The organism is Pseudomonas sp. W17 (assembly GCF_040268305.1).
Taxonomy (GTDB): domain Bacteria; phylum Pseudomonadota; class Gammaproteobacteria; order Pseudomonadales; family Pseudomonadaceae; genus Aquipseudomonas; species Aquipseudomonas protegens.
In genome coordinates this window covers 6,042,451-6,067,092 of record NZ_CP158490.1, presented here as the reverse complement: position 1 = coordinate 6,067,092, position 24,642 = coordinate 6,042,451, and the positions used below count along the sequence as shown (strand labels likewise).

Sequence of the window (24,642 nt, the reverse complement as noted above, 5' to 3'; positions counted from 1 at the left end):
TTCGTTGCAGCGTTACGAAATCAGACTTCGTCCAGCTCCGCTTCCGGCTCTGCGTTCAGCACGGCCTTGACCTGATCGTGACGACGGATGAACTTCCAGTCGGCCTCGTCGATGTAGATGCCGTTCGGTCCGCTGCCACCTTCCAGGTCGATGGCCACCTGGGCCGAAACCTGGGGCTTCACACTGGCCAGGATTGGCACGAAGCCCAGTTGCAGGCTGGTTTCCAGCAGCGCCGCCTGGTTGCGCTCGTCGATGTCCGCCGCCTCGTCGAGGTAGTAAGGCAGGCGGATGCGCCCGGCCTGGTCGCGGTCCATCAAGTGCAGCAACAGGTACATGTTGGTCAGCGCCTTGATGGTCATGGTGGTGCCGTTGGACGCCGCGCCATCGATGTCGGTGTGGATGACCGGCTGGCCGTTGACCTTGGTGATCTCGAACGCCAGTTCGAACAGGTCCTTGAGGCCCAGCTGGTTGTGGTTGGCTGCTACCAACCGCGCCAGGTACTCCTTGGCCTCTTCGTTCTTGTTGTCCTGCTCGGCGCTCTGACTCAGGTCGAACACCGACAGGGTCTCGCCTTCTTCGTACTGCCCGGCGCTGTGGATGATCTGATCGATGTGCTTGAGGGCTTCCTTGTTCGGCGCCAGGACGATGCGGAAGCTCTGCAGGTTGGACACCTGGCGCTTGTTGATCTCGCGGTTGAACAGCGCCAGCTGGTGTTCCAGGCTGTCGTAGTCGCTGCGGATATTGCGCAGGGTCCGGGCGATATCAGTCACCGCCGCGCGGCGTGCCTTGCCCAGGGTCAGGGCTTCGTCGGTGCGGTGCGCATAGGCGTTGATCAGCAACTGCAGTCGGCGTTCAACGTCATCCTCGCTGTCGAACTTGGCCACGCCCTTGAGGCGCACCTGGGCATACAGCGCCTCGATCTGTCCGTCGACCCGTTGCAGACCCTGCCAGCTGTCCTGGTAGTCGTTGAGCAGTGGCAGCAGGTTGTCCATGGAGTCGTCCACCGGGTCCATGAACGGCGTGCCGAACGGCAGGTCCGCCGGCAGCAACTGACGGCGGCGCAGGGCGTCGTCGAGGGTGCGCTGCTTGGCTTCCATGTCGGCAATCTGCCGGCCCACCAGTTGCAGCTTGGCCGACAGTTGCTGGACGCGTTCGGTGAAGGCGTCACTGGAGCGCTTGAGTTCGTCCTGAGCGGCTTCCATCTGTGCCAGATGCTCCAGCTTCTCGCCTTCCTCGGCGCTCAGGGTCTGGGCACGGCGGAAGTCTTCCAGGGCCTTCTGCGCATCCAGTACCTGCTGGTACAGGGCTTCGGTCTGGGTCTTGCTCGCGGCGCGGTCGGCAGCCACGGCAGCCTGGGTCTTGAGCTGCTTGAGTTCTTTTTCCAGGCGCTCCTTCTGATCCCGCAGGGCGGCACGGTCAGCCAGGGCCTGCAAGGCTGGCGGCTCGATGTGGGAGATGTCGATGGACAGCCCCGGCACTTCGAAACGCTCGCCCTTGAAGCCATCGAGGATCAGTTCCACGGACTTCACCCACTCGCCGTTGTCGTCCAGGACAATGCCGTGCTCGCCCAGGGGCAGGCTGAACAGCGCGCTGTTGAACAGACGCATCAGGCGTTCCACGTCCTGTTGGGAGAACTCCTCGCGCAGACGGGCGTAGCTGTTGTTGTCGGCGTGATCGAGCTGTTGCTTGACCGACTTCAGGCGTTTTTCCAGGTCCCGTAGGCGCTCTTCCAGGTCTTCGGCGGAGAACTGCCGGGACTGGGCCAGGGCGCCGGCCAGTTCATCGTGGGCATCCTTGGCCGCCAGCAGTTGCTGTTCCAGGACCTTGACGTCATCCACCAGGGCGAAGCGGTGCTTGAGCACCGACAGCTCGCCGAGCCAGCGCTGGGTGCCGGTGATTTCCCGTTCCAGGCGCATCATTTCCTGGGTGCTGCTGCGTTGGTCGTTTTGCAGCGCGTCCTGCTCGTTGCGGTAGTGCTCGGCCTGGATGGTCAGCTCTTCCTTGCGGGCGCCGGCGTAGTCCGACCAAGTGCCCAGCAGCGAATCCAGCAGTGGCGACAGGCGATGCAGTTTGCCCCGCAGAATGTCCCGCTGCTTCACGCCGTTGGCCAGGGCTTCTACCAGAGGGCCCGCGGCCACTAGGGAGTTGTAGTCTTGCTCCATGCGTCGCACATCGCGGAAGGCTTCGTCGCAGGCGGCGATGTAGTCGACGCTACCGGAGCGCAAGCTGTGCTCGAAGGCATCGAGGAACAGCTGCTTGAGCTTGGCCGCGGTGATCTCGCGCATGTGCAGCAGGTTGATGAACAGCGCACGGAAGGTCTTCAGGCTCTGTTCACTGGTGGAGCGCAGCGGGATCAGGGTCAGGTCCAGGGGGATCGACGTATGGCCGCCCACCAGTAGACGGCGCAGTTCATCCGGCTTGAGTTCATAGGCCTTCAGGCCCTGGCGCTCCAGGTTGGTGAACAGCTCTTTCTGCCGCAGGCAGGTGTCGTCCTTCTGGTAATGCGCCAGGTCCAGCTGTCCGGCGTAGGCGAAGAACTGGTGGCCGAAACCGCCGCCGGGGCCGCGACCGACCACGCCAATCACATGAGGGCCGTGGGGCAGCGAGACTTCCACCAGGATGTAACTGGTGTCCGAGGCGAAGTAGAAGCGCCGGGATTGCTCCAGGCTGTACTTGCCGAAGCTCATGTCCGACATGCGCGCCAGAATCGGGAATTGCAGGGCGTTGATCGACGCCGACTTGCCCAGGTTGTTGGCCCCGTAGACCGACAGCGGCTCTTCCAGGGGGAACAGGCCAAGGCTGTAGCCGGCGGTGTTCAGTAGGGCAAAGCGGCGGATGCCGTAGCGTTCCTTGCTCATGCGTCGAGCTCCTGTTCTTCGGCGATGGCCCGGGCCAGCGCGTCTTCTTCACTTTCTTCGGACTCGTCGAATTCGCTCAGGTCCAGCGGGTCATCGGTCTGCAGCAGTTTCTCGTCGCTGTCGTTGTCCACCAGCACCGGGGTCGGCAACGGCAGCACGCTGTGCAGGCTGGCGGCCAGGTCACGGTCCTGCTGCACCGACAGGCAGACATCGAGGAAGCGGTGCATCGGTGGCAGGAAGCGGTAGATCCCCGGCTCCTCGGCGGCAAAACCCAGCTGGGTCATGCGGCGCATGATTTTCTCTTCCAGCTCTTCCTGGGTCTGTACTTCGGCCTGGATAAACAGGTCGCGGTACTTTTCCAGCAGCGAGGGCAGTTCGTCACGGCCCAGGCTGCCACCATCGAGCACGGCGATCGGGTCGCGACCCTGGTCGGCCAGGTGCTCCACCAGGATGAAGGTGAACAGCGCCAGGCGCTGGGCGGTCTTGTTCACCTGGGCGGCGGCGTTGTCGGGGACAAAGTAGTAGAAGCCGCGGGTATCGCACACCAGCTCGAAGCCCAGGGCCTTGAACAGGGTGCGGTACTGGTCCTGGAAGTTCGACAGTTGGGCGTACAGCTCCGGGTCGCGGCGGCTGACGTGATAACCCTTGAACAGCTCGCGAAAGATCGGCGCCAGCTGGGACAGTTCGGAAAGATCAAGATGCATTGGCGTTGCTCGCAGAATGCTCGGCGGCGTCATCGCGGGCCGAGAGCAGGGCGAAGGAGCGCAGGCTGACCTGGTGCTCCTGGGTGTGGTAGTCGCGGCGTTCGAGGCGCTCGCGCTTGAAGCGTTTTTCCCGTGACAGGCGCGAGAACCAGTACAGCAGTTCGTCGGTGGCGCCATCGGGCTCCTGGTCCAGCAGCCAGCTCATCAGGTCCGGCATCGGCAGGGCGTCTTCGCAGCGCTCGAGCATTTCCCGGACCGTGCGCGGTGCCTTGGGGGCCACGCCCTTGTGGGTCTTGTGGGCCTTGGGGAAGCGCGCGGGCTTGGGTTCGAAGCGGGCCAGGGCGTAGACATAGGCTTCCACCTGGCCGGAGCTGCCGAGGAAGGTGCTTTGCGGACGGGTGAACATCGGCATGGCGGCCTGGGGCACGGCGTCGATGCCCTTGCGGCGGATGGCCGACAGGGCCAGGGCCGCGCCGCGGGTCACGGCGTTATGACGGCGCGCCTCCTCACGCAGCGGCAGCAGCAGTTCCCGGGCATGGCGCAGGGTCAGCTGGGCGCTGGTCTGCATTTCCAGGATCCGCGCGTGGGTGCGCAGCAACATGTCGTCGTCCACCAGGTGGCCCAGGCGCTGCTGTTCGGTGAGCATGCGCAGCAGGACGTTCTCCACCTTGCGCACGCCCTGTTCGAAGGCGCCGTCGGCGTTCACCAGCTGGATCATCGGTTCGACGTATTCGTCCCAGGTGGCCAGCACCTCGGCATAGCGCTGGCGCAAGGGGATCTGCCGGTCGCTGGTCTTGGCCCGCTCGGCCACGGCCACCAGGGCCTGTTCGTCATTGGCGAGCTTCTTCAGGACATCGCGCACGCGCATGTCCAGCAGCCGCAGCTGACGCGCCAGGTCGTTGCCGTCGCGCACGTCGAAGGCGTCCTGGATGTAACCGGCCAGGCGCTCGAGGTGGCGCAGGTAGGCTTCGATTTCCAGGCACAGGCCCAGGCGGTGCTCACGGCGCAGGTAGGCGAGGAAGTCGTGGATCTGCGCATTGAGCTCGAAACGGTTCGGGCTTTTCGCCACCGGGACCAGGATGTCCAGGCGTATCCATACGTCCAGCAGGTGGGTGATGTCCTGGGGCGTGCTGTCCAGTTGTTGGGCAGACAGCTGTGAACGCAGTTCGGCAAGACTCAGGGTGCCTTGGTCGAAGTGCTCGCACAGCGGCTCCAGAAGTGCCCAGTGTTCGGCGAGGGCGCGCAAGACGCGCTTGGGTTCGATCATCGGAATGGCCGGCTGGTTGGCAATGAAAAGCGGCGATTGTACTGCATCAGGGGGCTGACGATTCACCCCCAGGTCCAGGTATGAGACGGACAGTCGCTTTTGTGCGCAATCAACTGCGGGCGATCTTCGGCGAAGGACGGTAGAATCCCCCTCCTCAGTTATCCACAAGTGGCCGACCTTTGCTTATCGAGTCCCGTCGTCGCGCTTATCTGTCCGCCATGCAGGTGGTCAGTTGGCTGCCGCGCAGCGAATTGCCCTTTGCCGCCCCTTCGCGCCCCGAGTTGCTGGCCCTGCCGGAACCGGAGGTGGAGGCGCAGCCTGCCCCTGTGGTCGAGGCCAAGGCCCCCGCGGCGCCGGTGGCAAGGAACGTCGAACGGCCGAAGATCGAGGTGCCGCGCCCCTCCACCGCCCCTGCGCGCCCAGCCAGCAAGGCGCCGACCGAGGGCGAAGAGGCCCCGGCCCCGGTGGTCAAGGCCCCGGTGGTACCGCCGCCGCGTTTTGCCCTGCAGTTGCTGCGGGCCGGCCGTTGCCTGCTGCTGGTGGAGTTACCCACAGGCGAAGCCTTCCAGAGCCGCGACCCGGCCTACCTGTTGCTCAAGGACATGCTGCGCGCCGCCGGCCTGCCGGACAGCCCGCAGATCCTCGCCGAGCCGGTGCGCTGGCCGATGCTGACCCGGGGGAACCTGGACCAGGGCCCCGAGGCTGCGCGGGATTTCGTCCAGGCCTTTGTCGGCGTGCGGATCGAGCAGGAACCCTGTGTCTGCCTGTGGCTGATCGGCCTGCCGGCGGTGCGATTTGCCGGCGAGGCGAATGCCGAATCCTACAACCGCGAACTCCAGGTCGAAGGCCTGGGTTCGGCCTGGGCCCTGCCTGGCCTGGAACTATTGATGGAAGAGCCACAGCGTAAGGCTGATGTCTGGCAAGCCATGCGTCGCTTGATGACGCGCTGGAAAAGCACTGATGAGCAAAATGACCAATGAGTGACGCGTTGACCTTCCGCCTGGCCACCGAAGCGGACCTGGATAGCATCCTGAAAATCGAATATGCGGCGTTCAGCCACCCCTGGACCCGGGGCATTTTCATGGATGCCTTCAAGTCCTACGAGGTCTGGCTGATGTTCGAAGGCAGCCAGCAAGTGGGCCACGGGGTGATCCAGGTGATCATCGACGAAGCACATCTGCTGAACATCACCGTCAAGCCGGAAAGCCAGGGCCGTGGCCTGGGCCTGCGGTTGCTGGAAGAGCTGATGAAGCGCGCCTACCAGAAGGACGCCCGGGAGTGTTTCCTGGAAGTGCGCTCCAGCAACCAGACCGCCTATCGGTTATACGAGCGTTATGGCTTCAATGAAGTGGGGCGCCGCCGCGACTACTACCCGGCAGTAGGCGGTCGCGAAGACGCCCTGGTCATGGCCTGCACTCTGGTCGACTGAGCCTTTAACCACGCGCTGGCCAATGTAGGCGCCACTCGGGGCGATGCACGGCTTGAGGGCCTCTTCGCCGGCAAGCCGGCTCCTACGCGAGAGCGCGTCATTGAATGCGTTGCAGGGCTCAGGGCTTGCCGTCCAGCGGGTCGCGGCGGGCCAGTTCGGCTTCATCCAGGCCATTGCCGCCACCAATGTTCTCTTCTTCGACAATACTCAGGTCCCAGTCGGCCGGTTTGTCGGCACCGGCCTCATGGGCGGAGCGGGCGCCGTCTTCGCGGATCAGGGTTTCCGGGCTCAGGTCATCATCGGTTGCACCGTCGTCCGTGACGCGGTTGCTGGCGCGGGCGGCGGGTTCGTCGTCATCGAAATGCAGCTCCTCCATGGAGCCCATGCGGTCCTGATCGTCGTCGATGGGTTCGGGCTGCGGGGCGTTGTAGGGGCGTCGTGATTCGTTCATGGCGATTACTCATACTTCGGGACTGGATAAAGGGTGGACCCTTGCACGCCCCTGAAGATTCCCCCGCAAGGGATGGCCGGTATCTCTAGCAATAGGCGTGACCTCGACGGGCGGCCGTCTGTCAAAGCAGCGCATCATTCTTGAGGCTTCACAGCATGAACGAACTACAAGATCTGATTGATAACAACGAGCGTTGGGCCGAAGCGATCAAGCAGGAAGATCCGGACTTCTTCTCCAAACTGGCTCGCCAGCAGACCCCGGAATACCTGTGGATCGGCTGTTCGGACGCGCGGGTGCCGGCCAACGAGATCGTCGGCATGCTGCCGGGCGATCTGTTCGTGCACCGCAACGTGGCCAACGTGGTACTGCACACCGACCTCAATTGCCTGTCGGTGATCCAGTACGCGGTGGATGTACTCAAGGTCAAGCACATCCTGGTTACCGGCCACTACGGCTGTGGCGGCGTGCGCGCCTCTATGCAGGATCGCCAGTTGGGCCTGATCGACGGCTGGCTGCGTTCGATCCGCGACCTGTACTACGAGCACCGTGAAGCGCTGGGGCAGTTGCCCACGGAAGAAGAGCGGGTCGACCGCCTGTGCGAACTGAACGTGATCCAGCAGGTGGCCAACGTCGGCCATACCAGCATCGTGCAGAACGCCTGGCATCGCGGGCAGAGCCTGTCGATCCACGGTTGCATCTACGGCATCAAGGACGGTCGCTGGAAGAGCCTGAACGCCACCATCAGCGGCTTCGAGCAGTTGCCGCCGCAGTATCGGCTGCGTCCGGTGGGCGCGGTCTGATCGTCGCTGGCCGCAGGCGGCGATAGGGCGCAGGTTTGCGGGCTCTGTCAGAGCACCGCGACCCTGCGGGTCGATCGCAGCCTGTGGCAGCGGCTACAGGTTGAGCGGCCGGATCAGAGGTGCGGTACCTCGGTGCTTGGCGCCGGTGCCGGGGCCTTGAGCTGGTTGAGCTGGGTCTTGACCGGTGCACTGGTGCATTTGGCCGCGGCTTCCTGCTCGCTCAGCTTGCGCACCGAGGTGTAGAACAGCTCGCAGGTCTGCACTTTCTGCGTCACTTGCCAGGTCTGGGTGCAACTGCCGAGCAGGGTGCTCGGGTCCGTCCCCGGCTTGCTGCCCATGCCGGCCTGCCAGCAGGCCGCGCTCAGGTCCTGGCCCATCACTTTCAACCCCGCGGCATCGGCCTTGGCCTGGTCATCATCGTAGTTCGCCGGGTCTGCCGCGTACCAGATATAGCTCGGGTGGTTGGAGCCCAGCACTGGCACCTTGACCCCCTCGCTGGGGCTGATCTGCGCCAGGCCCAGCACATTCACCGTCACCCCGTATTGCTGCTTGAGCCAATTGCGCACCGGTGCGCCGAAGGCCACCATCGGCAGGGCCGCGCCGCTGGTGCTCTGGCTGACCTGCTTGACCATGCTGGTCTGGTAGCTGTTGAAGTAGCTGTAGACCCCTTCCAGGTCCTTGCCGGCACTCGATGGCGCGGCAATCGGCGCGATGTCGACGATGGTCTGGTAGGCCGGGGTCTGCTCGGCGGCGATGCCGTTGGCCGTCAACAGGGTTGCCCAGCGGTCGGTGGTGGCCGACTCCAGATAGTCCTGGGCCTGGGTCAATGAATAGTCCGGCGGGAAGTGCAGCAGCTCGACGCTCTTGCGGTTTTCCAGGGCCATGCCCAGGGGCAGGAACAGGTACCAGCTGTAGGCCCATTTGCCATCGGCATTGAGCTGGCTGGCGCCCTTGTAGGCCAGGTCGCCGGCATCCAGCAGGGCACTCAGGGGCTTGTCGTAGCCGTCCGGCACACCGCTGATGGAGGCCAGGACCTTGTCGCCGGTGGTCTTGACACTGACTTTTGCAGCGCTGTAGCCGTCACGCTGCACGCTCTGGGTCAGGTAGTGAGCCACCGTCTCCTCCAGGGTCCAGTTGCGATAGCAGATCACGTTGCAGTTGTTGGGGTAGGCGAAGAGTTGGGTGACGCGCTGGGGGCTGCCCAGGTCGACCTCGACATCGGCCTGTGCCGTCGCGCTCAGGGCAGCAGCGGTCAGCGCCAGGGTCATTCCTGCGAATTTGAACATGCTCAGATCCTTTTCAGCGTGAACCCCTTCGAAGGGGGGGCAGGACATACTGAAACAGCACCGAGCGGAGAAACAGCCGGGAGTGAAAAAATATCCATTGCCCCGGCCGCGCAGGGTTCAACCAGGCATGAGGCGCGTCCAGGGAAACCCCGGGGCATGGAGCTGACAGACCCGGATGACCACGATCATGACCACCAGATAGATCGGCTGCCAGGGGCTGAAGTGATTCCAGTGCAAGGCGCCCAGCCAGGGGCTGCGGGCACAGAAATCCGGGTCCGGCTGGCCGATGCGCCGCGAATGCAGCAGGCCGATCAGCACAAAGCCCAGGTAGGCCAGTATCCCCAGGGCCCCCAGCCAATAGCCGAACAGGCCCAGCATGACCGCTTGCGGCACCCCGTGGCGCAGCACCAGCCAGTGCTGGTGCGGATTCAGGCGCTTGGGCACCAGGCGCTCGCTCAACCAGAGGTCGATGGCCAGCAGGCGGGCGATCGCAGGGGCCCAGGTGTTGAGCAGGATCAGCCCGAAAATCGCCAGGACACCCCCACAGAACAGCCCCATCATCACTGCAAGTTCTTTGCTGTGTTGGGGCTTGTTCATGAAGTACAGGCTCAGGGCCAGCCCCATGGCGACCCCTGACCTGATCCAGCTGTCCACGCCCTGCGGACGCGGCATCAGGTTCTGCCAGAAAAACACATCGCTGCGAGGCAGCCGCTCCAGCAGCGCCGGGAAACGTGAGGCCAGGGTCTGCGACAGCTCCATGCAGGCCTGCCAATGTTCGTCTTCGAAGTGCCGGGTCAGGGCGACCTGACGACGTCGAGGCATGGGGTTCAGCAGCAGGCGAGCCGCGGCAACGTCCGGCGTCGCTTCGCCGGGCTCCCCGGCGTTGGCCAGTAGCTTCTGATAGAAGGCCTCCTGCTGGCAGCGCTCGATCAGCGACTGCCAGAGCCACGCCGGTTCAGGGGTGTTGCCACGGCTTTCGTCCCAGCCGAACAACTGGCATACCCGATCGAACAAGGGCACCTGCCAGGCTTGCTGCTGCAGCAACTGCAGCATTTCATGCTGCCAGTTCTGGCGATGATCGAAGATCCGCAGCCAGGGTTGTGCGCAGTAGTTCGTCAGGCGTTGGAGGAAGGCCCGCTCCTGGCCGGCTTGCAGCAACGCTTCCAGCGTCCGGCGGTATTCCTGCAACAGCGTCTTGACCAGGAATGCCTCTTGCCAGGCCTCCATGGGCGGTTGTTGCCAGGGTGTCAGCCAGTCCAGATGCTCGGCGGCCCAGCCGATGATCGCGGCATATTGCTCGGGGTGGGCGCAGCACGCCACCAGCAGGCGCTGCAGGAAATCGTCCTCGCAGCCCTGCTGCCGAGCCTGTTGCCAGCGCTCTGGCAGGTTCTCGACGCCCAGCCCCTTGAGCAGCGGCAATGCGCTAGTGGCTGGAGCGGGTAGGGGGGCGGGATCCTGCGGGGTAGGCGGGACCCAGTCCGCCAGCGGTTCGACGGACAGCGGGACGTCTTCAAGCAGGCTGGCCCATTGCTGGGCCTGGGAAGGGCCCCTCGGCGTTGGCCGCGGGGCGGCCGCGTCCATCTCTATCAGGCCCGACCAGGCCTGCAGGTTGTCCGGGGGCGGTGCCTTCGTGGAGACGGCCTGGATCACCACGACTTCATCCGCGATCTCTTCCCGCCAGCGGGCCAGTTGCAGCGCCTGCTCATAGGCTTCACGCAGGCGCTGGAAGCCTTCGGCATCCTCGTCCGGACGGGTGATCTTCAACTGCCGGGCATAGCTGCGCTTGATGCTGCGTTCGTCGGCGTCCTCGGGCAACTCCAGCAGGGACCAGCAATCCATGTTGCCGCTCCTCAGTGCCAGTGGCCGTTTTCCAGGTGTTGCAGTTGTTCACTGAGCTGGCTACGCACTTCGCGGATCTTGCGCTCGTCCTGGGTTTCCAGCACTTGCTGGAATTGCCCGGCCCAATAGCCGATCTGTTCGCGCAACTCCCCCAGGCTTTCCTGATACAGGCGTTCCAGTCGGGCGCTGAGCAGCGTGTTGACCTGCTGGTCGCGGGGGTGAATCTTCAATTGCGCCAGGGCCTTGAGGCGCTCCTGGATTTCTTCCGGAGTCAGCACGCCGGGGTTGTTTTCGATCACCAGGGAATGGCTTTCCCCGGTCAGCGGGATGCTCACCTGGGCTTCCAGAAGGCCGTTGATGTCGTAGGTGAAGCGCACGTCCAGCGAGACTTCGCCGGCGGGGCGCTTGGGCACGCGCATTTCCAGCTGGCCCAGGGCGACGTTGTCGCGTACCAGGCGGCTTTCGCCCTGGAAGATCTTCAGCAGCACCTGCTCCTGGTTGTCATGCAGGGTTTGCACGGTCTTGACCCGGCTTACCGGCACCACGCTGTTGCGCTCGATGATCGGCAGGTAGTGCCCGCTCTCGATCTGGTTGCCGTATTGCTGGGAGGTCTCGATCCCCAGGGTGTAGGAGCAGACGTCGGTCAGCACCACTTCTTCCAGGGCCGCCGAGCGTGCCTTGAGGGCCGCCTGGACCGCCGCGCCCTGGGCCACCACCTGGTCGGGATCGAGGCTGATGGAGGGAAAGCGCCCGAACAGCCCGGCCGCCAGCTTGCGCACCAGGGGCATGCGGGTGGCGCCGCCCACCAGGAGGATTTCATCCAGGTCGCTGACGCGGATCCGTGCATCGCGCAGGGCGCGTTCGATGGGCGCCCGCAGGCGTTCCAGCAGCGGCGCATAGAGGCTGGCCAGTTGCGCCTGGGTGATGGTCTGGGTCCATTGCTGGCCATCGACCCGCAGGCTGAATTCGGCACTGGGCTCCTGGCCGAGGGCGCGGCGCACGCGCTCGGCTTCCCGGCGCAGTGCCTGGAGCACGCTCTGGCGTTCGGGAAAGCCCGCGGCCTGGGCCTGCTGTTCGAGGAAGTGTTCCAGCAGCAGGTTGTCGAAGTCCTCGCCGCCGAGGAAGTTGTCGCCGGCGCTGGCGCGGACTTCCATGACCCCGTCGAACAGCTCCAGGATCGACACGTCGAAGGTGCCGCCACCGAGGTCGAAGACCAGGAACGAGGTTTCCCGGTCACGCTGGTGCAGGCCGTAGGCCAGGGCTGCGGCGGTGGGTTCGTTGATCAGTTTTTCCACCTTGAGCCCGGCCAGTTCGCCGGCAATCCGCGTGGCCTTGCGCTGGGCATCGCTGAAGTAGGCTGGCACGCTGATCACCGCTTCCTCCACCGGTTCGCCATAGGCCCGCTCAACGTCTTCCTTGAGGCTCTTGAGCACCAGGGCCGAGAGTTCTTCGGGGCGGTAGGTACGTTCCCCCAGGCGCACTTCGGTGGCGCTGCCCATATAGCGCTTGAACAGCGCCGTGGTGAGCTGCGGGTGCGTGTGCAGGCGCTCCCTGGCGGCTTGCCCCACCAGGATCCGGCCTTCGTCGTCCAGGCCCACCACGCTGGGGGTGAGCAGTTCGCCCAGGGCATTGGGCACCAGCTCGCTGGCGGTGTCGCGCCAGACCGCGACCAGGCTGTTGGTGGTCCCCAGGTCGATACCTACGATCATGACGACGAACTCCCTTTCCAATCGGAAAACAGATGAAACAAATAGGTGGCGCGCAGGATATTACCCGCCGGGTGGATGGGTAAAGTGGGTGATGTTATATGGCTATCATTTGTGCCGGTGCAGCAGAACCGAAGCCGGGCTTGGGTCTCGGTTCTACGGTGGCAGGTGGGCCCGTTGCGAGCCCGGCCGGGGTCAGGCCGTGAAGTGCAGGGCGTTGGTCAGGTCGCCCATGGGCTTCTGGCCCCGGGCGATCATGGCCTGGTCACGTTCCTTGATGCCGTCCAGGGTTTCCAGCTGGAACACTCGGGTGATCAGCCGCAGGATCGAGGCGGTGTCGTAGACCGTGTGGTCCACCGTGCCCTTGCGGGCGAACGGCGATACCACCAGCGCCGGAATCCGCGTGCCCGGGCCCCAGCGGTCGCCCTGGGGCGGTGCCACGTGGTCCCACCAGCCGCCGTTTTCGTCAACGGTGACGATCACCACCATGTTTTTCCACTGCGGGCTTTCCCGCAGCACTTTCAATGCCCGGTCGATATGCCGGTCGCCGGCGGCCACGTCGGCATAGCCGGCGTGCAGGTTGAGGTTGCCCTGGGGCTTGTAGAAGGTCACCGCCGGCAGCTTGCCGGCCTCGGCATCGGCGAAGAACTTGTTGGTGCTCGACTCATCGCCCAGGCCGCCGTCGCGCAGGCGCTTGGCCCGTTCGGCGGGGTTTTCCGGGCCCTGGCGCACGAAGTAGTTGAAGGGCTGGTGGTGGTACTGGAAGTTGGGGATCTTGGGAATCCCGCCGGAATCCTTGAACTGCTCCAGGGTCGCCTGCCAGGCGCCGCCGTACCAGGCCCAGTCGACGTTCTTCTTCGACAGCTTGTCGCCGATGTGTTCGTGGGTTTGAGGCACCAGTACGCTGGGCAGGTCCGGCTTGGCGTAGTCCGGGCGCTCCGGGTCGCGGATCCAGGTCGGCCAGTAGGGCGGGGCCATGGTATTGACCGCGTAACCGTCCGGGGTCAGGGCGCTGGGACCGAACTGCGGGGCGCCGTCCATGGCACTGGCCGGGGACTTGTCCAGGGGCTTGAGGCGGGTGCCCTTGGGGTCGTCGCCCTGCAGGGTGGCGATCTGCGACTTGGCCACCGAGTTGGCAGCATCGGGGTAGAACGGCACCTTGGCGCTGATCAGGTACTGGTGGTTGAGGAACGAGCCACCGAATGCCCCCTGGAAGAAGTTGTCGCAGAGCACGAACTCCCGAGCCACGTCCCACAGGCGCAGGGAGTAGCGGGTCTGGGCGTAGTGGCCCATGGTCAGGGCGCCGGAGTCGGCCCAGGCCACGAAGCTGTCGTTCTTGCCGCCGTTGATCTGCATCTGGTTCTGGTAGAACACGTGCCACAGGTCGCGGGTCACCAGGCCCAGGGGCAGGTCCTCGCCGCTGGGCCCCTTGAGGGCGAAGGGGGCATTGGGCAGGTTTTCCTGGAACTGGGTTTCCACCGGGTAGGTGATGCCGTCCAGGGTCTGCGGGCCCACCTGGAGAATGCCGCCCCAGATCGGCGGCAGTTTCTGCAACAGGTTGCCGTCGCGGTCGCGCTGCTGGAAGTCTTCGGGCTTGAGGGCCGAGAGCGGTTTCTCCACCCCGGGAAAGTTGGCGAACAGGTTGTTGAAGCTGCGGTTCTCGGCGAACAGTACTACTACGTTCTTCACCTGCTCCTGCAGCGCCTTGTCCAGTTCGGCCGGGGACAAGGGGCGTTCCACCGGCGGTTTGCCTCCTGGCTCGCCGGGCTGGCCGCAGGCGCTCAGGGTGGCGCCGACCCCCAGAACCGCAACGCCGCCTAGGAAGCGGCGGCGGCTGGTATCGGTAGGCTGGTCGGTGGCGGATTCGGGGGTGTCGCGCAGGTCGGTATCGTCGCTCATGTCGGCTCCTTGCTCGGCTCTCTGAGGATTCGTTACAAAGTATTTCGGTCGCACGGTAACAACCGAATATTACGCAAAGGCTACAGGAATGCGGCACGGCCTGGCTGTCTGGGCCCTGGATAAATCTGCGATTGGGCCGGCGGGCCGTTATCCACAGGCCCGCTGTGCAGCGGGCCTGTGGCTCTGTCAGGGAATGACCGGCGGCAGGTAGGACAGGGTGGTCCCCAGGGCCCAGAGCAGCACCAGCACCAGAGGCGCATGCACCAGCAACTGGACAAAGGAGAAGCCGATCAAGTCCCGGGCCTTCAAGCCCAGCACCCCCAGCAGCGGCAGCATGTAGAAGGGGTTGATCAGGTTCGGCAGGGCCTCGGCGGCGTTGTAGATCTGTACCGCCCAGCCCAGGTGGTACTGCAGGTCATTGGCCACCTGCATCACGTAGGGCGCCTCGATGATCCACTTGCCGCCGCCCGAAGGAATGAAGAAGCCCAGCACCGCCGAGTACAGCCCCATCAGCAGCGCGTAGGTGTCGTGGGACGCGATCTGCACGAAGAAGGTCGAGATGTGGTGGGCCAGGGTCTGGCCGTCCACGCCCTTGACCACGGTCATCAACGCGGCGATCGAACCGTACAGCGGGAACTGGATCAGCACCCCGGTGGTGGTGGGCACTGCCCGGGCCACGGCATCGAGGAAGCTGCGCGGGCGCCAGTGCAGCAGGGCGCCGGCCATCAGGAACAGGAAGTTGTAGGTGTTGAGCCCGGAGATCGCGGTGATCGCCGGTTTGGTGGCGAACTCGTGATACAGCCAGCCGGCCGCCAGCAGCGCCAGGAGAAGGGTCAGCAGCGGGCTGTATTCCAGCCATTCGCCAGGGCGGGTCCGGGGTTGCGGCTTGGGCATGCTGAAGCTTGGGTCGACCCCGCAGGCCTGGGCATCCCGGGCGCTGCCGGGGCCGGGCGCCGTGGCGTAGGCGACGATCAGCGAGACCACCACCAGGGCCAGCAGCAGGACACCGGATTGCCAGAGAAAGATGGTCTGGGTGAAGGGAATGACCCCGGTGATGGCCAGGATCGACGGTGGCAGGCTGCCCGGGTTGGCCTGCAACTGCGCCGCCGAAGACGACAGCCCCAGGGCCCAGACCGCGCCCAGGCCCAGGTAGGCGGCAGCGCCGGCGGCGCGGTAGTCCATGCGCAGTTCGGTACGCCGGGCCAGGGCCCGCACCAGCAGCCCGCCGAACACCAGGGACAGGCCCCAATTGAGCAGGGAGGCGACCATGGAAATCAGCGCCACCCAGGCCACCGCCGAGCGGCCGTTCCTGGGAATGCGCGCCAGCTTGTCGATCAGCTTCACCGCCGGCGGCGAGCTGGCGACCACATAGCCGCCAATGACCACGAAGGCCATCTGCATGGTGAAGGGGATCAGGCTCCAGAAGCCGTCGCCAAACGCCATGGCGGCATCGGTGGGCTTGGCGCCCATGGCCAGTGTGCCCAGGGCAACGATGATCACCGCCAGCGCGGCGAACACCCAGGAGTCGGGAAACCAGCGTTCGGCCCAGTTCGAGCAGCGCAGGGCAAAGCGGGCGGAGCGGCTATCTTGAATATCAGCGGCCACGTGAGTACCTCGGATTTCTTATGTTTATAAGGAGGTCGGCCGCCCCAGGCAGAGGCGGCCGAGAACTGTGCAAGAATGCGGCAATTGCCACGGACTGCAAAGGATCTCAACGCCCATGTCATTTTCCCCCGAAGAACGCGCCGCACTGCTCAAGGTCAAGGGTGTCGGTTCTACCGTGGTCGCTCGCCTGGAACAACTGGGCATCACTTCCCTGGCCCAGCTGGCCGCCGCCGATGCCCTGCACATCGTCACCCAGGCTTCGGCCCTGGTGGGTTCCAGTTGCTGGAAGAACAGCCCCCAGGCCCGCGCGGCGATCCAGGCGGCGATCGCCATGGCCAAAGGCAACTGAAGCGGTGCAGCGCCACCCGTCTTTCGCCTATCAGGCGGTCTACCGCTACCTGTCGCAGTGGATCGACAACGCCGCCAGCGATCAGGAGCAACGCCTGCCGTCATTGCGCGAACTGGCGCAGCGGCTGAAGGTTTCCCTGTCCACCATCAAGTACGCCTACGCCCTGCTGGAAGACGAGGGGCGCATCTGTTCGCGGCCGCGCCAGGGCTATTTCACCCGGGCCCTGGCCGCCGCGACCGTGCCCGAGGCCGGTGAGGATCTGCTCGACAACCTCTATGCCCAGGCCCGCCTGCCGGGGCGCCTGGCGCTGTGCAGCGATGCGCCGGCGATGCTGCTGTCGCTGGAACAACCCTTGCTGATGACCGAGCGCGAACTGGCCCGCCAGTACCCGCGCAACCAGGCACCGCTGTACCAGCCCCTGGGCGAGCAGGAGCTGCGCAGCGAACTGGCCCGGCGCTACACCTGCTCCAGCCGCGACTACTGGCAGGCCGACCAGGTGTTCCTGGGGGCCGATCTGCACAGCGTGGTGGAGTTGGCGTTGCGGGCGCTGGACCTGGACGGCGGCGTGGTGCTGGTGGAGTCCCCGTGTTCCTGGGCGATCCTGCGCCAGTTGCGGGCGGCGCGCCTGCGGATTATCGAGCTGCCCCTGGAGGCCGGCGGGCGCTTCGATCTGCAGCAGGTGCAAGCGCTGCTTCAGCGCGAGCCGGTGCGCCTGGCGGTGTTCTCCTCGACGGTGAACATCCCCCACGGCAGCCTGATGCCCGCCGCCGACAAGCAGCAGCTGTGCCGCTGGTTCGCCGAGCGGGGGATCTGGCTGCTGGAGAACGACAGCTACGGAGCATTCAGCTTCGTGCCCGGCGCTGCTCGCTATCGGGATTTCGCCGACCCCGAGCGCCTGCTGGTGTTCGCCAGTCTGGACAAGGCCATCGGCGCCGAGGCGCCCTTGAGCTACGTGCTAAGCCGCAGCCTGGGCCCGGCCTTGCAGCGCCAGTGCCTGGAGCGGCGCTTTCGCCTGTCGCCGATTCGCCAGAAGGCCGTGGCCCGGCTCTTGAGTACCGGTCGCGTAGATCAGCACGTGCTGAAATTGCGGGGCATGCTGCAACAGCGGATGAAGCAGTTGCAGCAACTGCTGGACGAGCAGGCCGGCGGGCTGTTGCATGCGCCGCTTGCCGCCGGCGGCGCGACCTTGTGGGTCGAAGCCAGGCGCCCGGTGCCGATGACCCGGGTCTACGAGCGGCTGCTGGCCGACGGCATCGTCATCGCCCCGGGGGCGATCTTCAGCCAGCAGGGCTTGTGGCAGCAGCACCTGCGCCTGAGCTTCACCCTGGACTGGAGCAAGGATATCCAGGGCGCTCTCGGGCAGTTGGTGCGGGCGGTGAGTCAGGCCTCCTGAACCACCCCATAACAATGCTGCAACTGCGGAAAGGCCTGCTCCCGAACCTCTGCGGCGAAGCGTTCGCAGGCCTGGCTGATCAGGGCGCCGGCATCGGCGTATTGCTTGACGAAACGCGGCACCTGGGGCCCGCCCAGCCCCAGCAGGTCTTCGGTCACCAGTACCTGGCCGTCGCAGGCCGGGGAGGCGCCGATGCCAATGGTCGGCATCGGCGAGAAGTCGCTGATGCGCCGCGCCAGGGGCTCCGCAACCCCTTCCAGCAACAGGCTGAAGGCGCCGGCCTCAAGGTGGGCCCGGGCATCTTCCTCGATCTTGCGGGCCACCTCGCTGTCGAGCCCCTGGGCCTTGAACCCGCCCATCTGGTTGACGAACTGCGGCATCAGGCCGATATGCGCCATCACCGGAATGCCCCGCTGCACCAGGAACTCCACGGTGGGCGCCAGGGCCCGGCCGCCCTCCAGCTTGAGGGCGGCGCAACCGGTGCGGGCCATCACCTCGGCGCAATTGCGGTAGGCCTGTTGCGGGGATTCCTGGTAGCTGCCGAAGGGCATATCGGCAATCACGCAGGCCAGGCGGCTGCCGGCCACCACCGCGCGGGTGTGAGCGATGATTTCCGCCAGGCTCATGTCCAGGGTCGAGGTGCGCCCGTAACCGACCATGGCGGTGGAATCACCGATCAGGATGAAATCCACGAAGGGGTCCATCAGCCGCGCCATGTGGCTGGTATAGGCGGTGAGGGAAACGATCTTCTGCCGGCCTTTCATGGCCACCAGTTGCGGGACGCTCAGGCGCTGGGTGCGGGTATGGCTGCTCATGACGACTTTCCTGATTCTGCTTGGGTGGGAAAGTGCCCGATTATTGGCTTGGCGCGCGGCCGTTCAAGGTACAGAAAACCCCGGAAAACCAACCCAGGGCCGGGAACGGGTTGTTCCCCGGATCTTTTGCGTAGACCATGAGCGCCTTTGCTTTGTGCTGCCATCGAGTTGCTTTATGACCCCTTCCACTGAGTCGTCGCCGGCGCGCTTTTCCCGCTCCGACTACAAGACCCTGGGCCTGGCCGCCCTGGGCGGTGCCCTGGAAATCTACGACTTCATCATCTTCGTATTTTTCGCCCTGACCCTGAGCCAGCTGTTCTTTCCCCCGGAAATGCCCGAGTGGCTGCGCCTGCTGCAGAGTTTCGGGATCTTCGTCACCGGCTACCTGGCCCGGCCCCTGGGCGGCATCCTCATGGCCCATTTCGCCGACCGCCTGGGGCGCAAGAAGGTCTTCAGCCTGAGCATCCTGATGATGGCGCTGCCCTGCCTGCTGATCGGCATCATGCCGACCTATGCCCAGATCGGTTATTTCGCGCCCTTGCTGCTGCTGGCGCTGCGGGTGCTGCAAGGTGCCGCCGTGGGCGGCGAAGTGCCCAGCGCCTGGGTATTCGTCGCCGAGCACGCGCCGCGGGCCCATCGCGGTTATGCCCTGGGCTTTCTCCAGGCCGGGCTGACCTTCGGCTACCTGCTGGGCGCCCTGACCGCGACCCTGCTGGCGCGGGTCTTCAGCCCCGAGGAAATCCTCGACCACGCCTGGCGCTATCCCTTCCTGCTGGGCGGCGTGTTCGGCGTGATCGGCGTCTGGCTGCGCCGCTGGTTGAGCGAAACCCCGGTGTTCGTGGCGCTGCAGCACCAGCGCGATGCCGCCGCCGAACTGCCCCTGCGCACCGTGTTGCGGGAACACCGACTGGCGATCCTGCCGGCGCTGATCCTCACCTGCGTGCTGACCTCGGCGGTGGTGGTGTTCGTGGTCATCACCCCGACCATGATGCAAAAAAGCTTCGCCATGAGCGCCAGCCACACTTTTGCCCTGAGCAGCCTAGGGATTGTCTTTCTCAACATTGGTTGCGTGCTGGCGGGGCTGGTCGTCGACCGCCTCGGCGCCTGGCGCACGGTGATGCTCTATAGCCTGCTGCTGCCCCTGGGCATCGCCGTGCTCTATGGCTGCCTGATCAGCGGCGGCGCCTGGATCGGCCTGGCCTATGCCATCGCCGGCCTGGGCTGCGGCGTGGTGGGGGCGGTGCCGTCGGTGATGGTGGGCCTGTTTCCGGCGCGGATTCGCGTGTCGGGGATCTCCTTCACCTACAACATTGCTTATGCCCTCTGGGCCAGTACCACGCCGTTGCTGCTGATCGCCCTGATGCCCTGGAGCCCCTGGATCTGCGTGATCTACTGCGCAGTGATGGGAGCGGTGGGGGTCGTCAGCGCCGCTTACTTCGGCGGCCGTGTGGGTGAGGAAGGGCCTGCGGCAGCGAGAGGAAGCTGCATGGCTGATCAACGCTAGGACTTTTCTTCGGCCTGCTGTGATTCAGCGAAGCGGCGAGCTAGAGCCTTCACCAAAACGCCTCTTGATCCCGCGTGAAACCGGGCTGAAAAAGGGCTTTCAGCCCCCGGTTTTTTCCCGCTAATCTCCCGGAACGCGCGGCCTGCGCTTGGGTTTCCGGGAGCTGTCTTGGTTCGTTCGACGCTGTGTTCCTTGCGAAATTTCTGCGCCTTGGCGCCACTGTTACAAGTGGCGCTGATGAGCTTCGTGCTGGGGTTGGTGTTTGCCCTGATCCAGGCCTGGACCTGCACGCAACTGGACTACGGCCTGGAGGGCGCCAGCCCCGACAGCTTGCGCGCCCGGGTGATCGCAGTGGAGGCCGGGGCGCTGCTGGTGGAGGAACTCGACACCGGGGAGCGCCAACGCTTGCGCCTGAACCGCGAACTGACCCGGCTCCAGCTGCCACTCGCTCAACTGCCGGGGCAGACCCTGGTACTCAGCCACCTGCGGGGGTACCTGCTCAGTTGTCGCCGCGACGATCAACCCGGGTGCAGCGCCCTGTGTTCCAGCGCCGCAGAGTGCCAGCAGCGCCTGCGCCAGGGCGACTCGTGTGTTGGCATGCTGTGCTTTGCCTGGCTCGTCAGCCTGATCTGCGGGCTGCTGCATGGCTTGGGGCATCGACCGTTCTGGCAGCGAGCGGGCTCCTGAGGCCGCTTTCGCGGGCAAGCCCGTTCCTGCAGGTGCTCCGGCTTGCCGGCGAAGAGCCCCCCGGGCCTGCTGTCATTCGGGCAGCAGTTGTTCCAGATAGCGGGTGCGTTCGGTGCTCAGGCGGGTCACGCAGAGGTTGATCAGGGTCACATGGGCCGGCTTGCCCGGTTCCACTTCGAAGGCCTCCAGCACGCAGGTGCTGTCGCGGTATTTGATCCAGGCGCGTTGGGCATTCTTCAATTTGCCGAGGTATTCCTGTTCTTGCAGCAGGCTGCTGGGGTACAGGTTGTGCACCCGGACCAGCAGCGCCTGATAGCTCTGGTTGAGTGCGGCGTCGGCCCGCTCCTTGTCCTGCTGGGCGCAGCGGTCGACCTGTTCGCTGACGCTGATGTGCTCGCAATCCAGCGCTGCGGCCTGGGCAGGCGCCCAACCAGCGGCGCCTGCAATTACGGCGATGACGAGGCCAAAGATCCAGGGCTGATAAGGCATGTCGGTCCCTTGCGCTGAGAATGAAGCGGGCATTCTACAGCGCTGTTCCCAATGCAGAAGGGCTGGCCTGCCCACCACAGCCAGCGGTTATTGCAACCAGTGCCAGAGCAGCAGCGTCCCCACCAGCCCGACCACGGAAACAATGGTCTGCAGCACCGACCAGACCCAGAGTGTCTGTTTGAGTTGCAGGCCGAAATACTCGCGCACCATCCAGAACCCGGCGTCGTTCACGTGGCAGAAGAACACCGAGCCGGCGCCGATGGCCAGCGCCACCAGGGAGCTTTGGGTGGCGGCCAGACCGGCCATCATCGGCGCCAGGATGCCGGCGGTCGTGGTGGTGGCCACGGTAGCCGAGCCGGTGGCCTGGCGCAGGGCCACGGCGATCAGCCAGGCCAGGAGGATATAGGGCAGGTGCGCGCCTTCGGCCACCTTGCTGATGGTCTGGCTGACCCCGGCATCCAGCAGGGTCTGTTTGAGCCCGCCGCCGGCCCCAATGGTCAGCAGCACGGCAATCGGTGCCAGGCTTTTGCGCAGGGTGTTGCCCACCTGGTCCCGGGCCATGCCGTTGGCCCAGCCCAGGCAGATCACCGCGGCGATCACCGCCAGGCCCAGGGCGATCAGGGGTTCGCCGAGAAACTTCAGGGTCAGGGCCAGGGTGTTCTCCGGGCTCATGGCGACCTTGGCCAGGGTGCTGCCGAGCATCAGCAGCACCGGCAGCACAATGATCAGCAGCGACACGCCGAAGCCCGGCTGGCGCGGGGCCTGGGGCGCAGCACTGAACAGCGCGCCGAGCTCCGCCGGTTCGCTGACCTGCAGGCGCTTGGACAACCAGTTGCCATACAGCGGGCCTGCCAGGATCACCGCCGGCACGGCCAGGCACAAGCCCAGCAGCATGGTCAGGCCGAGGTCGGCGTGCAGGGCGCTGACGGCGATCAGCGGGCCGGGGTGCGGGGGCATCAGCGCGTGCAGGGTGGTCATCCCGGCCAGGGCCGGAATGGCGATTTTCAGCAGCGGCAGGCCCGAGCGGCGGGCCATGACGAAAATGATCGGCACCATCATCACCAGCCCCACTTCGAAGAACAGCGGCAGGCCGATGACCATCGCCACCAGGGCCATGACCCAGGGCAGCGACTTGCCCTTGCCCAGGCCCAGCAAGGTCGAGGCGATGCGGTCGGCGGCGCCGGACTCGGCCATCAATGCGCCGAGCATCGAGCCCAGGGCAATGATGATCCCGGCCTCGCCGAGAATCGCCCCGGCGCCCTTGCTGAAGGCCTTGGCCACTTCCTCCGGCGGCAGGCCTGCGCCCACCCCGGCAATGAAGGTGCCGATCAGGATCGACAGGAACGGCGGCAGTTTGGTGGCGCTGATCAGCACAATGATGCTGGCGATGGCCACCAGGCAGCAGATGATCAGGCGGGTGTCGTGGACCATCCAGGCGGCAGTCGATACATCCAAGGCGGGACTCCTCAATCGGCTATTTTTATCTGTTACGTTTTGTTTCACTTTTTCGGGAGCATACCCGAGGCGCCCGCCGCAGAGGGCTTATGCGCACTTTTGGTGCATTCGTTAGCCGGCTAACTATGGGCCTGACCTGGATAACCGACGGATAACCGGCAGATGACAATTCGCTTATCCAGTCCTGGGCACCTAGCCAATCGAACTATCATCAGAGCCACGCTTTACCAGCCAACCGAGGATCTTTTATGGGCGCAGGACACAGTCACGGCCAGGTGCGGGCCGGGCATGAACGCAAGTTGTGGATGGCCCTGGGGCTGACCGGCAGCTTCATGCTCGCCGAGGTCATCGGGGCCTTTGTCACCGGCAGCCTGGCGCTGCTGTCGGATGCCGCGCACATGCTCACCGATACCCTGGCGCTGGCCATCTCCCTGGTGGCGATCCAGGTCGCCAAGCGCCCGGCGGACCGCAAGCGTACTTTCGGTTATGCGCGCTTCGAGATCCTCGCCGCGGCGTTCAACGCCCTGCTGCTGTTCGTGGTGGCGTTCTACATTCTGTTCGAGGCCTGGCAACGCCTGCAGGCACCGGCCGAGATCCAGTCCACGGGAATGCTGGTGATCGCGGTGCTGGGGCTGATCGTCAACCTGATCTCCATGGGCCTGCTGGCCTCCGGCAGCAGCCAGAGCCTCAACGTCAAGGGTGCATACCTGGAGGTGTGGAGCGACATGCTCGGTTCACTGGGGGTGATCATCGCCGCGCTGGTGATCATGTTCACCGGTTGGGGCTGGGTCGATTCCCTGGTGGCCGCGGCCATCGGCCTGTGGGTGTTGCCACGGACCTGGACCCTGCTCAAGGAGAGCATGAACGTGCTGCTGCAAGGGGTGCCGGACGGGGTCCACATCGATCAGGTGGAGCAGGCCATACGCCAGGTGCCGGGGATCAGCGACGTGCACGACCTGCATATCTGGGCCCTGACCAGCGGCAAGAACGTGCTTAGCGCGCATCTGGTGGCGCACCTGCAAGGGCGGGATGAACAGGGGATCCTGGCCGAGGTCACCGAGCTGCTGCAGGAGCGCTTCGACATTGCCCACGTCACCTTGCAGGTGGAGCAGGCAGGGTTTCATGAGCAGGTGCATGAACATTGAGGCAGCAGTGCTTGCGTCTTGTGCAGGAGCCGGCTTGCCGGCGAACACGGCCGCGCCTCAGTCGCGTTCTTCAAGGACATAACCCACACCGCGCAGGGTGTGGATCAGCTTGCGTTCGAAAGGGTCGTCGATCTTCGCTCGCAGGCGGCGGATCGAGACTTCCACCACATTGGTGTCACAGTCGAAATTCATGTCCCAGACAAAGGAAATGATCTGGGTCCGCGACAGCACCACGCCGCTCTGGCGCATCAGCAGGTGCAGCAGGGCGAACTCCTTGGTGGTCAGGTCGATGCGCTGCTTGCCGCGAAAGGCCCGGTGCCGGCCCTGGTCCAGCTCCAGGTCAGCGACCCGCAGCACATCCGGCACCGGCGCCTGTTCGCTGCGGCGCATCAGGGTGCGGACCCGGGCCAGCAATTCCGGAAACTGGAACGGCTTGACCAGGTAATCGTCGGCGCCCAGGTCCAGGCCACGGATCTTGTCCGCCAGCCGGCCCTGGGCGGTGAGCATCATCACCCGGGTGCTGCTGTCCTGGCGGATCTGCCCGAGCACGCCCCAGCCGTCGATGTGCGGCAGGTTGATGTCGAGGATCACCAGGTCGTACGCATGCTGGCGAGTCAGGTGCAGGCCGTCCGCGCCGTTGTTGGCGCAGTCCACCACGTAGCCACTTTCAGTCAGCCCTTGATGCAGGTAGTCAGCGGTCTTGGGTTCGTCTTCGATGACCAGAATACGCATGGAAATGAGGTTCTCGGCAGATGGGAGACAGTAACGAAAAGACGCGAATAATCAGCGGGCCAATGCTCAAAAGTTGTGCAGCTCCGTGCCGTATTCGTGTTCTTTAAAGTTCGCTTGCTGGCACTTGAAAAGTGCTCTTGATGTTCACTTCGAATAGCCGGATGTTAATACAGAACCTTGATCCAGAGCCTTTGCTAACGGATTTGTAATCTTTGCGCCACCCTGCTGA

21 protein-coding genes are annotated in these 24,642 nt (G+C 65.0%); 8 read left to right on the top strand and 13 right to left on the bottom strand.

The features are described 5' to 3' along the window. Window positions 1-20: 20 nt before the first annotated feature. The 3 genes from mksF to mksB are packed head-to-tail and all read right to left on the bottom strand — an operon-like array spanning window position 21 to window position 4,829. Window positions 21-2,858 (bottom strand): Mks condensin complex protein MksF, encoded by a 2,838-nt coding sequence (gene mksF, locus ABCR88_RS27860; protein ID WP_350403717.1) that lies wholly within the window; start codon window positions 2,856-2,858, stop codon window positions 21-23. Beyond that, on the bottom strand, window positions 2,855-3,562 hold the full coding sequence (mksE, locus tag ABCR88_RS27855; RefSeq protein WP_015637041.1) for an Mks condensin complex protein MksE: 708 nt from the start codon (window positions 3,560-3,562) through the stop codon (window positions 2,855-2,857). Before mksE ends, mksF begins: the two co-directional genes overlap by 4 nt. Next, on the bottom strand, window positions 3,552-4,829 hold the full coding sequence (gene mksB, locus ABCR88_RS27850) for an Mks condensin complex protein MksB (RefSeq protein ID WP_041120711.1): 1,278 nt from the start codon (window positions 4,827-4,829) through the stop codon (window positions 3,552-3,554). Before mksB ends, mksE begins: the two co-directional genes overlap by 11 nt. A gap of 179 nt (window positions 4,830-5,008) precedes the next feature. On the opposite strand from mksB, the gene ABCR88_RS27845 reads away from it, so the two are divergent. After that, window positions 5,009-5,809, top strand: a complete 801-nt coding sequence (locus ABCR88_RS27845) for a hypothetical protein (protein WP_041119902.1) — start codon at window positions 5,009-5,011, stop codon at window positions 5,807-5,809. Next, the gene (rimI, locus tag ABCR88_RS27840; protein ID WP_011063479.1) at window positions 5,806-6,258 is read left to right on the top strand and encodes a ribosomal protein S18-alanine N-acetyltransferase; all 453 of its coding nucleotides are present in this window, start codon (window positions 5,806-5,808) and stop codon (window positions 6,256-6,258) included. Before ABCR88_RS27845 ends, rimI begins: the two co-directional genes overlap by 4 nt. A 118-nt stretch (window positions 6,259-6,376) precedes the next feature. On the opposite strand, the gene ABCR88_RS27835 is transcribed toward rimI, so the two are convergent. Further along, a complete protein-coding gene (locus ABCR88_RS27835) occupies window positions 6,377-6,709 on the bottom strand; it encodes a hypothetical protein (protein WP_041119901.1) in 333 nt (110 codons plus the stop codon). 155 nt (window positions 6,710-6,864) lie between these two features. Here ABCR88_RS27835 and can point away from each other — a divergent pair, with 155 nt between their 5' ends. Then, window positions 6,865-7,509: a carbonate dehydratase gene (gene can / locus ABCR88_RS27830; RefSeq protein ID WP_011063477.1), complete on the top strand. Its 645-nt coding sequence runs from the start codon at window positions 6,865-6,867 to the stop codon at window positions 7,507-7,509. Window positions 7,510-7,622: 113 nt separating this feature from the next. Here can and ABCR88_RS27825 read toward each other — a convergent pair whose 3' ends face one another. The 5 genes from ABCR88_RS27825 to ABCR88_RS27805 all read right to left on the bottom strand — a co-directional run bounded on the left by ABCR88_RS27825 (window position 7,623) and on the right by ABCR88_RS27805 (window position 15,844). Further along, window positions 7,623-8,795: a hypothetical protein gene (locus ABCR88_RS27825; protein ID WP_350403716.1), complete on the bottom strand. Its 1,173-nt coding sequence runs from the start codon at window positions 8,793-8,795 to the stop codon at window positions 7,623-7,625. A gap of 117 nt (window positions 8,796-8,912) precedes the next feature. Continuing rightward, window positions 8,913-10,634 carry a J domain-containing protein gene (locus tag ABCR88_RS27820; protein ID WP_350403715.1) on the bottom strand — a complete coding sequence of 574 codons (1,722 nt, stop codon included), beginning with the start codon at window positions 10,632-10,634 and terminating at the stop codon, window positions 8,913-8,915. Between the two features lie 11 nt (window positions 10,635-10,645). Next, on the bottom strand, window positions 10,646-12,343 hold the full coding sequence (locus tag ABCR88_RS27815; RefSeq protein WP_350403714.1) for a molecular chaperone HscC: 1,698 nt from the start codon (window positions 12,341-12,343) through the stop codon (window positions 10,646-10,648). A 192-nt stretch (window positions 12,344-12,535) separates the two neighbouring features. After that, a complete protein-coding gene (locus tag ABCR88_RS27810; RefSeq protein WP_053160059.1) occupies window positions 12,536-14,239 on the bottom strand; it encodes an acid phosphatase in 1,704 nt (567 codons plus the stop codon). Window positions 14,240-14,425: 186 nt separating this feature from the next. Beyond that, entirely contained in the window at window positions 14,426-15,844 is a 1,419-nt protein-coding gene (locus ABCR88_RS27805) for a TIGR00366 family protein (RefSeq protein WP_041119896.1), read from the bottom strand. Between the two features lie 115 nt (window positions 15,845-15,959). On the opposite strand from ABCR88_RS27805, the gene ABCR88_RS27800 reads away from it, so the two are divergent. Continuing rightward, window positions 15,960-16,193 (top strand): hypothetical protein, encoded by a 234-nt coding sequence (locus ABCR88_RS27800; protein ID WP_041774476.1) that lies wholly within the window; start codon window positions 15,960-15,962, stop codon window positions 16,191-16,193. Window positions 16,194-16,197: 4 nt separating this feature from the next. After that, the gene (locus ABCR88_RS27795) at window positions 16,198-17,586 is read left to right on the top strand and encodes a PLP-dependent aminotransferase family protein (RefSeq protein ID WP_350403713.1); all 1,389 of its coding nucleotides are present in this window, start codon (window positions 16,198-16,200) and stop codon (window positions 17,584-17,586) included. Here the strand turns inward: ABCR88_RS27795 and panB are convergent. Beyond that, window positions 17,574-18,401, bottom strand: coding sequence for a 3-methyl-2-oxobutanoate hydroxymethyltransferase (panB, locus tag ABCR88_RS27790; protein ID WP_325985241.1), 828 nt, complete (start codon window positions 18,399-18,401; stop codon window positions 17,574-17,576). The genes ABCR88_RS27795 and panB overlap by 13 nt on opposite strands. Window positions 18,402-18,576: 175 nt before the next feature. Here panB and ABCR88_RS27785 point away from each other — a divergent pair, with 175 nt between their 5' ends. Then, on the top strand, window positions 18,577-19,905 hold the full coding sequence (locus ABCR88_RS27785) for an MFS transporter (RefSeq protein WP_325985240.1): 1,329 nt from the start codon (window positions 18,577-18,579) through the stop codon (window positions 19,903-19,905). Window positions 19,906-20,142: 237 nt separating this feature from the next. Continuing rightward, a complete protein-coding gene (locus tag ABCR88_RS27780; RefSeq protein ID WP_236185627.1) occupies window positions 20,143-20,592 on the top strand; it encodes a hypothetical protein in 450 nt (149 codons plus the stop codon). 72 nt (window positions 20,593-20,664) lie between these two features. On the opposite strand, the gene ABCR88_RS27775 is transcribed toward ABCR88_RS27780, so the two are convergent. Further along, complete coding sequence (locus tag ABCR88_RS27775; protein ID WP_015637031.1) at window positions 20,665-21,081, bottom strand: lysozyme inhibitor LprI family protein; 417 nt, start codon at window positions 21,079-21,081, stop codon at window positions 20,665-20,667. An 87-nt stretch (window positions 21,082-21,168) separates the two neighbouring features. Beyond that, window positions 21,169-22,536, bottom strand: a complete 1,368-nt coding sequence (locus ABCR88_RS27770) for a gluconate:H+ symporter (RefSeq protein WP_350403712.1) — start codon at window positions 22,534-22,536, stop codon at window positions 21,169-21,171. A 248-nt stretch (window positions 22,537-22,784) separates the two neighbouring features. Here ABCR88_RS27770 and ABCR88_RS27765 point away from each other — a divergent pair, with 248 nt between their 5' ends. After that, a complete protein-coding gene (locus tag ABCR88_RS27765) occupies window positions 22,785-23,681 on the top strand; it encodes a cation diffusion facilitator family transporter (RefSeq protein WP_350023232.1) in 897 nt (298 codons plus the stop codon). Between the two features lie 57 nt (window positions 23,682-23,738). On the opposite strand, the gene ABCR88_RS27760 is transcribed toward ABCR88_RS27765, so the two are convergent. After that, complete coding sequence (locus ABCR88_RS27760; RefSeq protein WP_011063463.1) at window positions 23,739-24,413, bottom strand: heavy metal response regulator transcription factor; 675 nt, start codon at window positions 24,411-24,413, stop codon at window positions 23,739-23,741. Window positions 24,414-24,642: the final 229 nt, after the last annotated feature.

Excerpts from the sequence above, each read along its gene's own strand:
- mksF (WP_350403717.1), bottom strand. The coding sequence starts at position 2,858 with ATGAGCAAGGAACGCTACGGCATCCGCCGCTTTGCCCTACTGAACACC.
- mksE (WP_015637041.1), bottom strand. The coding sequence starts at position 3,562 with ATGCATCTTGATCTTTCCGAACTGTCCCAGCTGGCGCCGATCTTTCGC.
- mksB (WP_041120711.1), bottom strand. The coding sequence starts at position 4,829 with ATGATCGAACCCAAGCGCGTCTTGCGCGCCCTCGCCGAACACTGGGCA.
- rimI (WP_011063479.1), top strand. The coding sequence starts at position 5,806 with ATGAGTGACGCGTTGACCTTCCGCCTGGCCACCGAAGCGGACCTGGAT.
- ABCR88_RS27835 (WP_041119901.1), bottom strand. The coding sequence starts at position 6,709 with ATGAACGAATCACGACGCCCCTACAACGCCCCGCAGCCCGAACCCATC.
- can (WP_011063477.1), top strand. The coding sequence starts at position 6,865 with ATGAACGAACTACAAGATCTGATTGATAACAACGAGCGTTGGGCCGAA.
- ABCR88_RS27825 (WP_350403716.1), bottom strand. The coding sequence starts at position 8,795 with ATGTTCAAATTCGCAGGAATGACCCTGGCGCTGACCGCTGCTGCCCTG.
- ABCR88_RS27820 (WP_350403715.1), bottom strand. The coding sequence starts at position 10,634 with ATGGATTGCTGGTCCCTGCTGGAGTTGCCCGAGGACGCCGACGAACGC.
- ABCR88_RS27815 (WP_350403714.1), bottom strand. The coding sequence starts at position 12,343 with ATGATCGTAGGTATCGACCTGGGGACCACCAACAGCCTGGTCGCGGTC.
- ABCR88_RS27810 (WP_053160059.1), bottom strand. The coding sequence starts at position 14,239 with ATGAGCGACGATACCGACCTGCGCGACACCCCCGAATCCGCCACCGAC.
- ABCR88_RS27800 (WP_041774476.1), top strand. The coding sequence starts at position 15,960 with ATGTCATTTTCCCCCGAAGAACGCGCCGCACTGCTCAAGGTCAAGGGT.
- panB (WP_325985241.1), bottom strand. The coding sequence starts at position 18,401 with ATGAGCAGCCATACCCGCACCCAGCGCCTGAGCGTCCCGCAACTGGTG.
- ABCR88_RS27785 (WP_325985240.1), top strand. The coding sequence starts at position 18,577 with ATGACCCCTTCCACTGAGTCGTCGCCGGCGCGCTTTTCCCGCTCCGAC.
- ABCR88_RS27780 (WP_236185627.1), top strand. The coding sequence starts at position 20,143 with ATGAGCTTCGTGCTGGGGTTGGTGTTTGCCCTGATCCAGGCCTGGACC.
- ABCR88_RS27775 (WP_015637031.1), bottom strand. The coding sequence starts at position 21,081 with ATGCCTTATCAGCCCTGGATCTTTGGCCTCGTCATCGCCGTAATTGCA.
- ABCR88_RS27765 (WP_350023232.1), top strand. The coding sequence starts at position 22,785 with ATGGGCGCAGGACACAGTCACGGCCAGGTGCGGGCCGGGCATGAACGC.
- ABCR88_RS27760 (WP_011063463.1), bottom strand. The coding sequence starts at position 24,413 with ATGCGTATTCTGGTCATCGAAGACGAACCCAAGACCGCTGACTACCTG.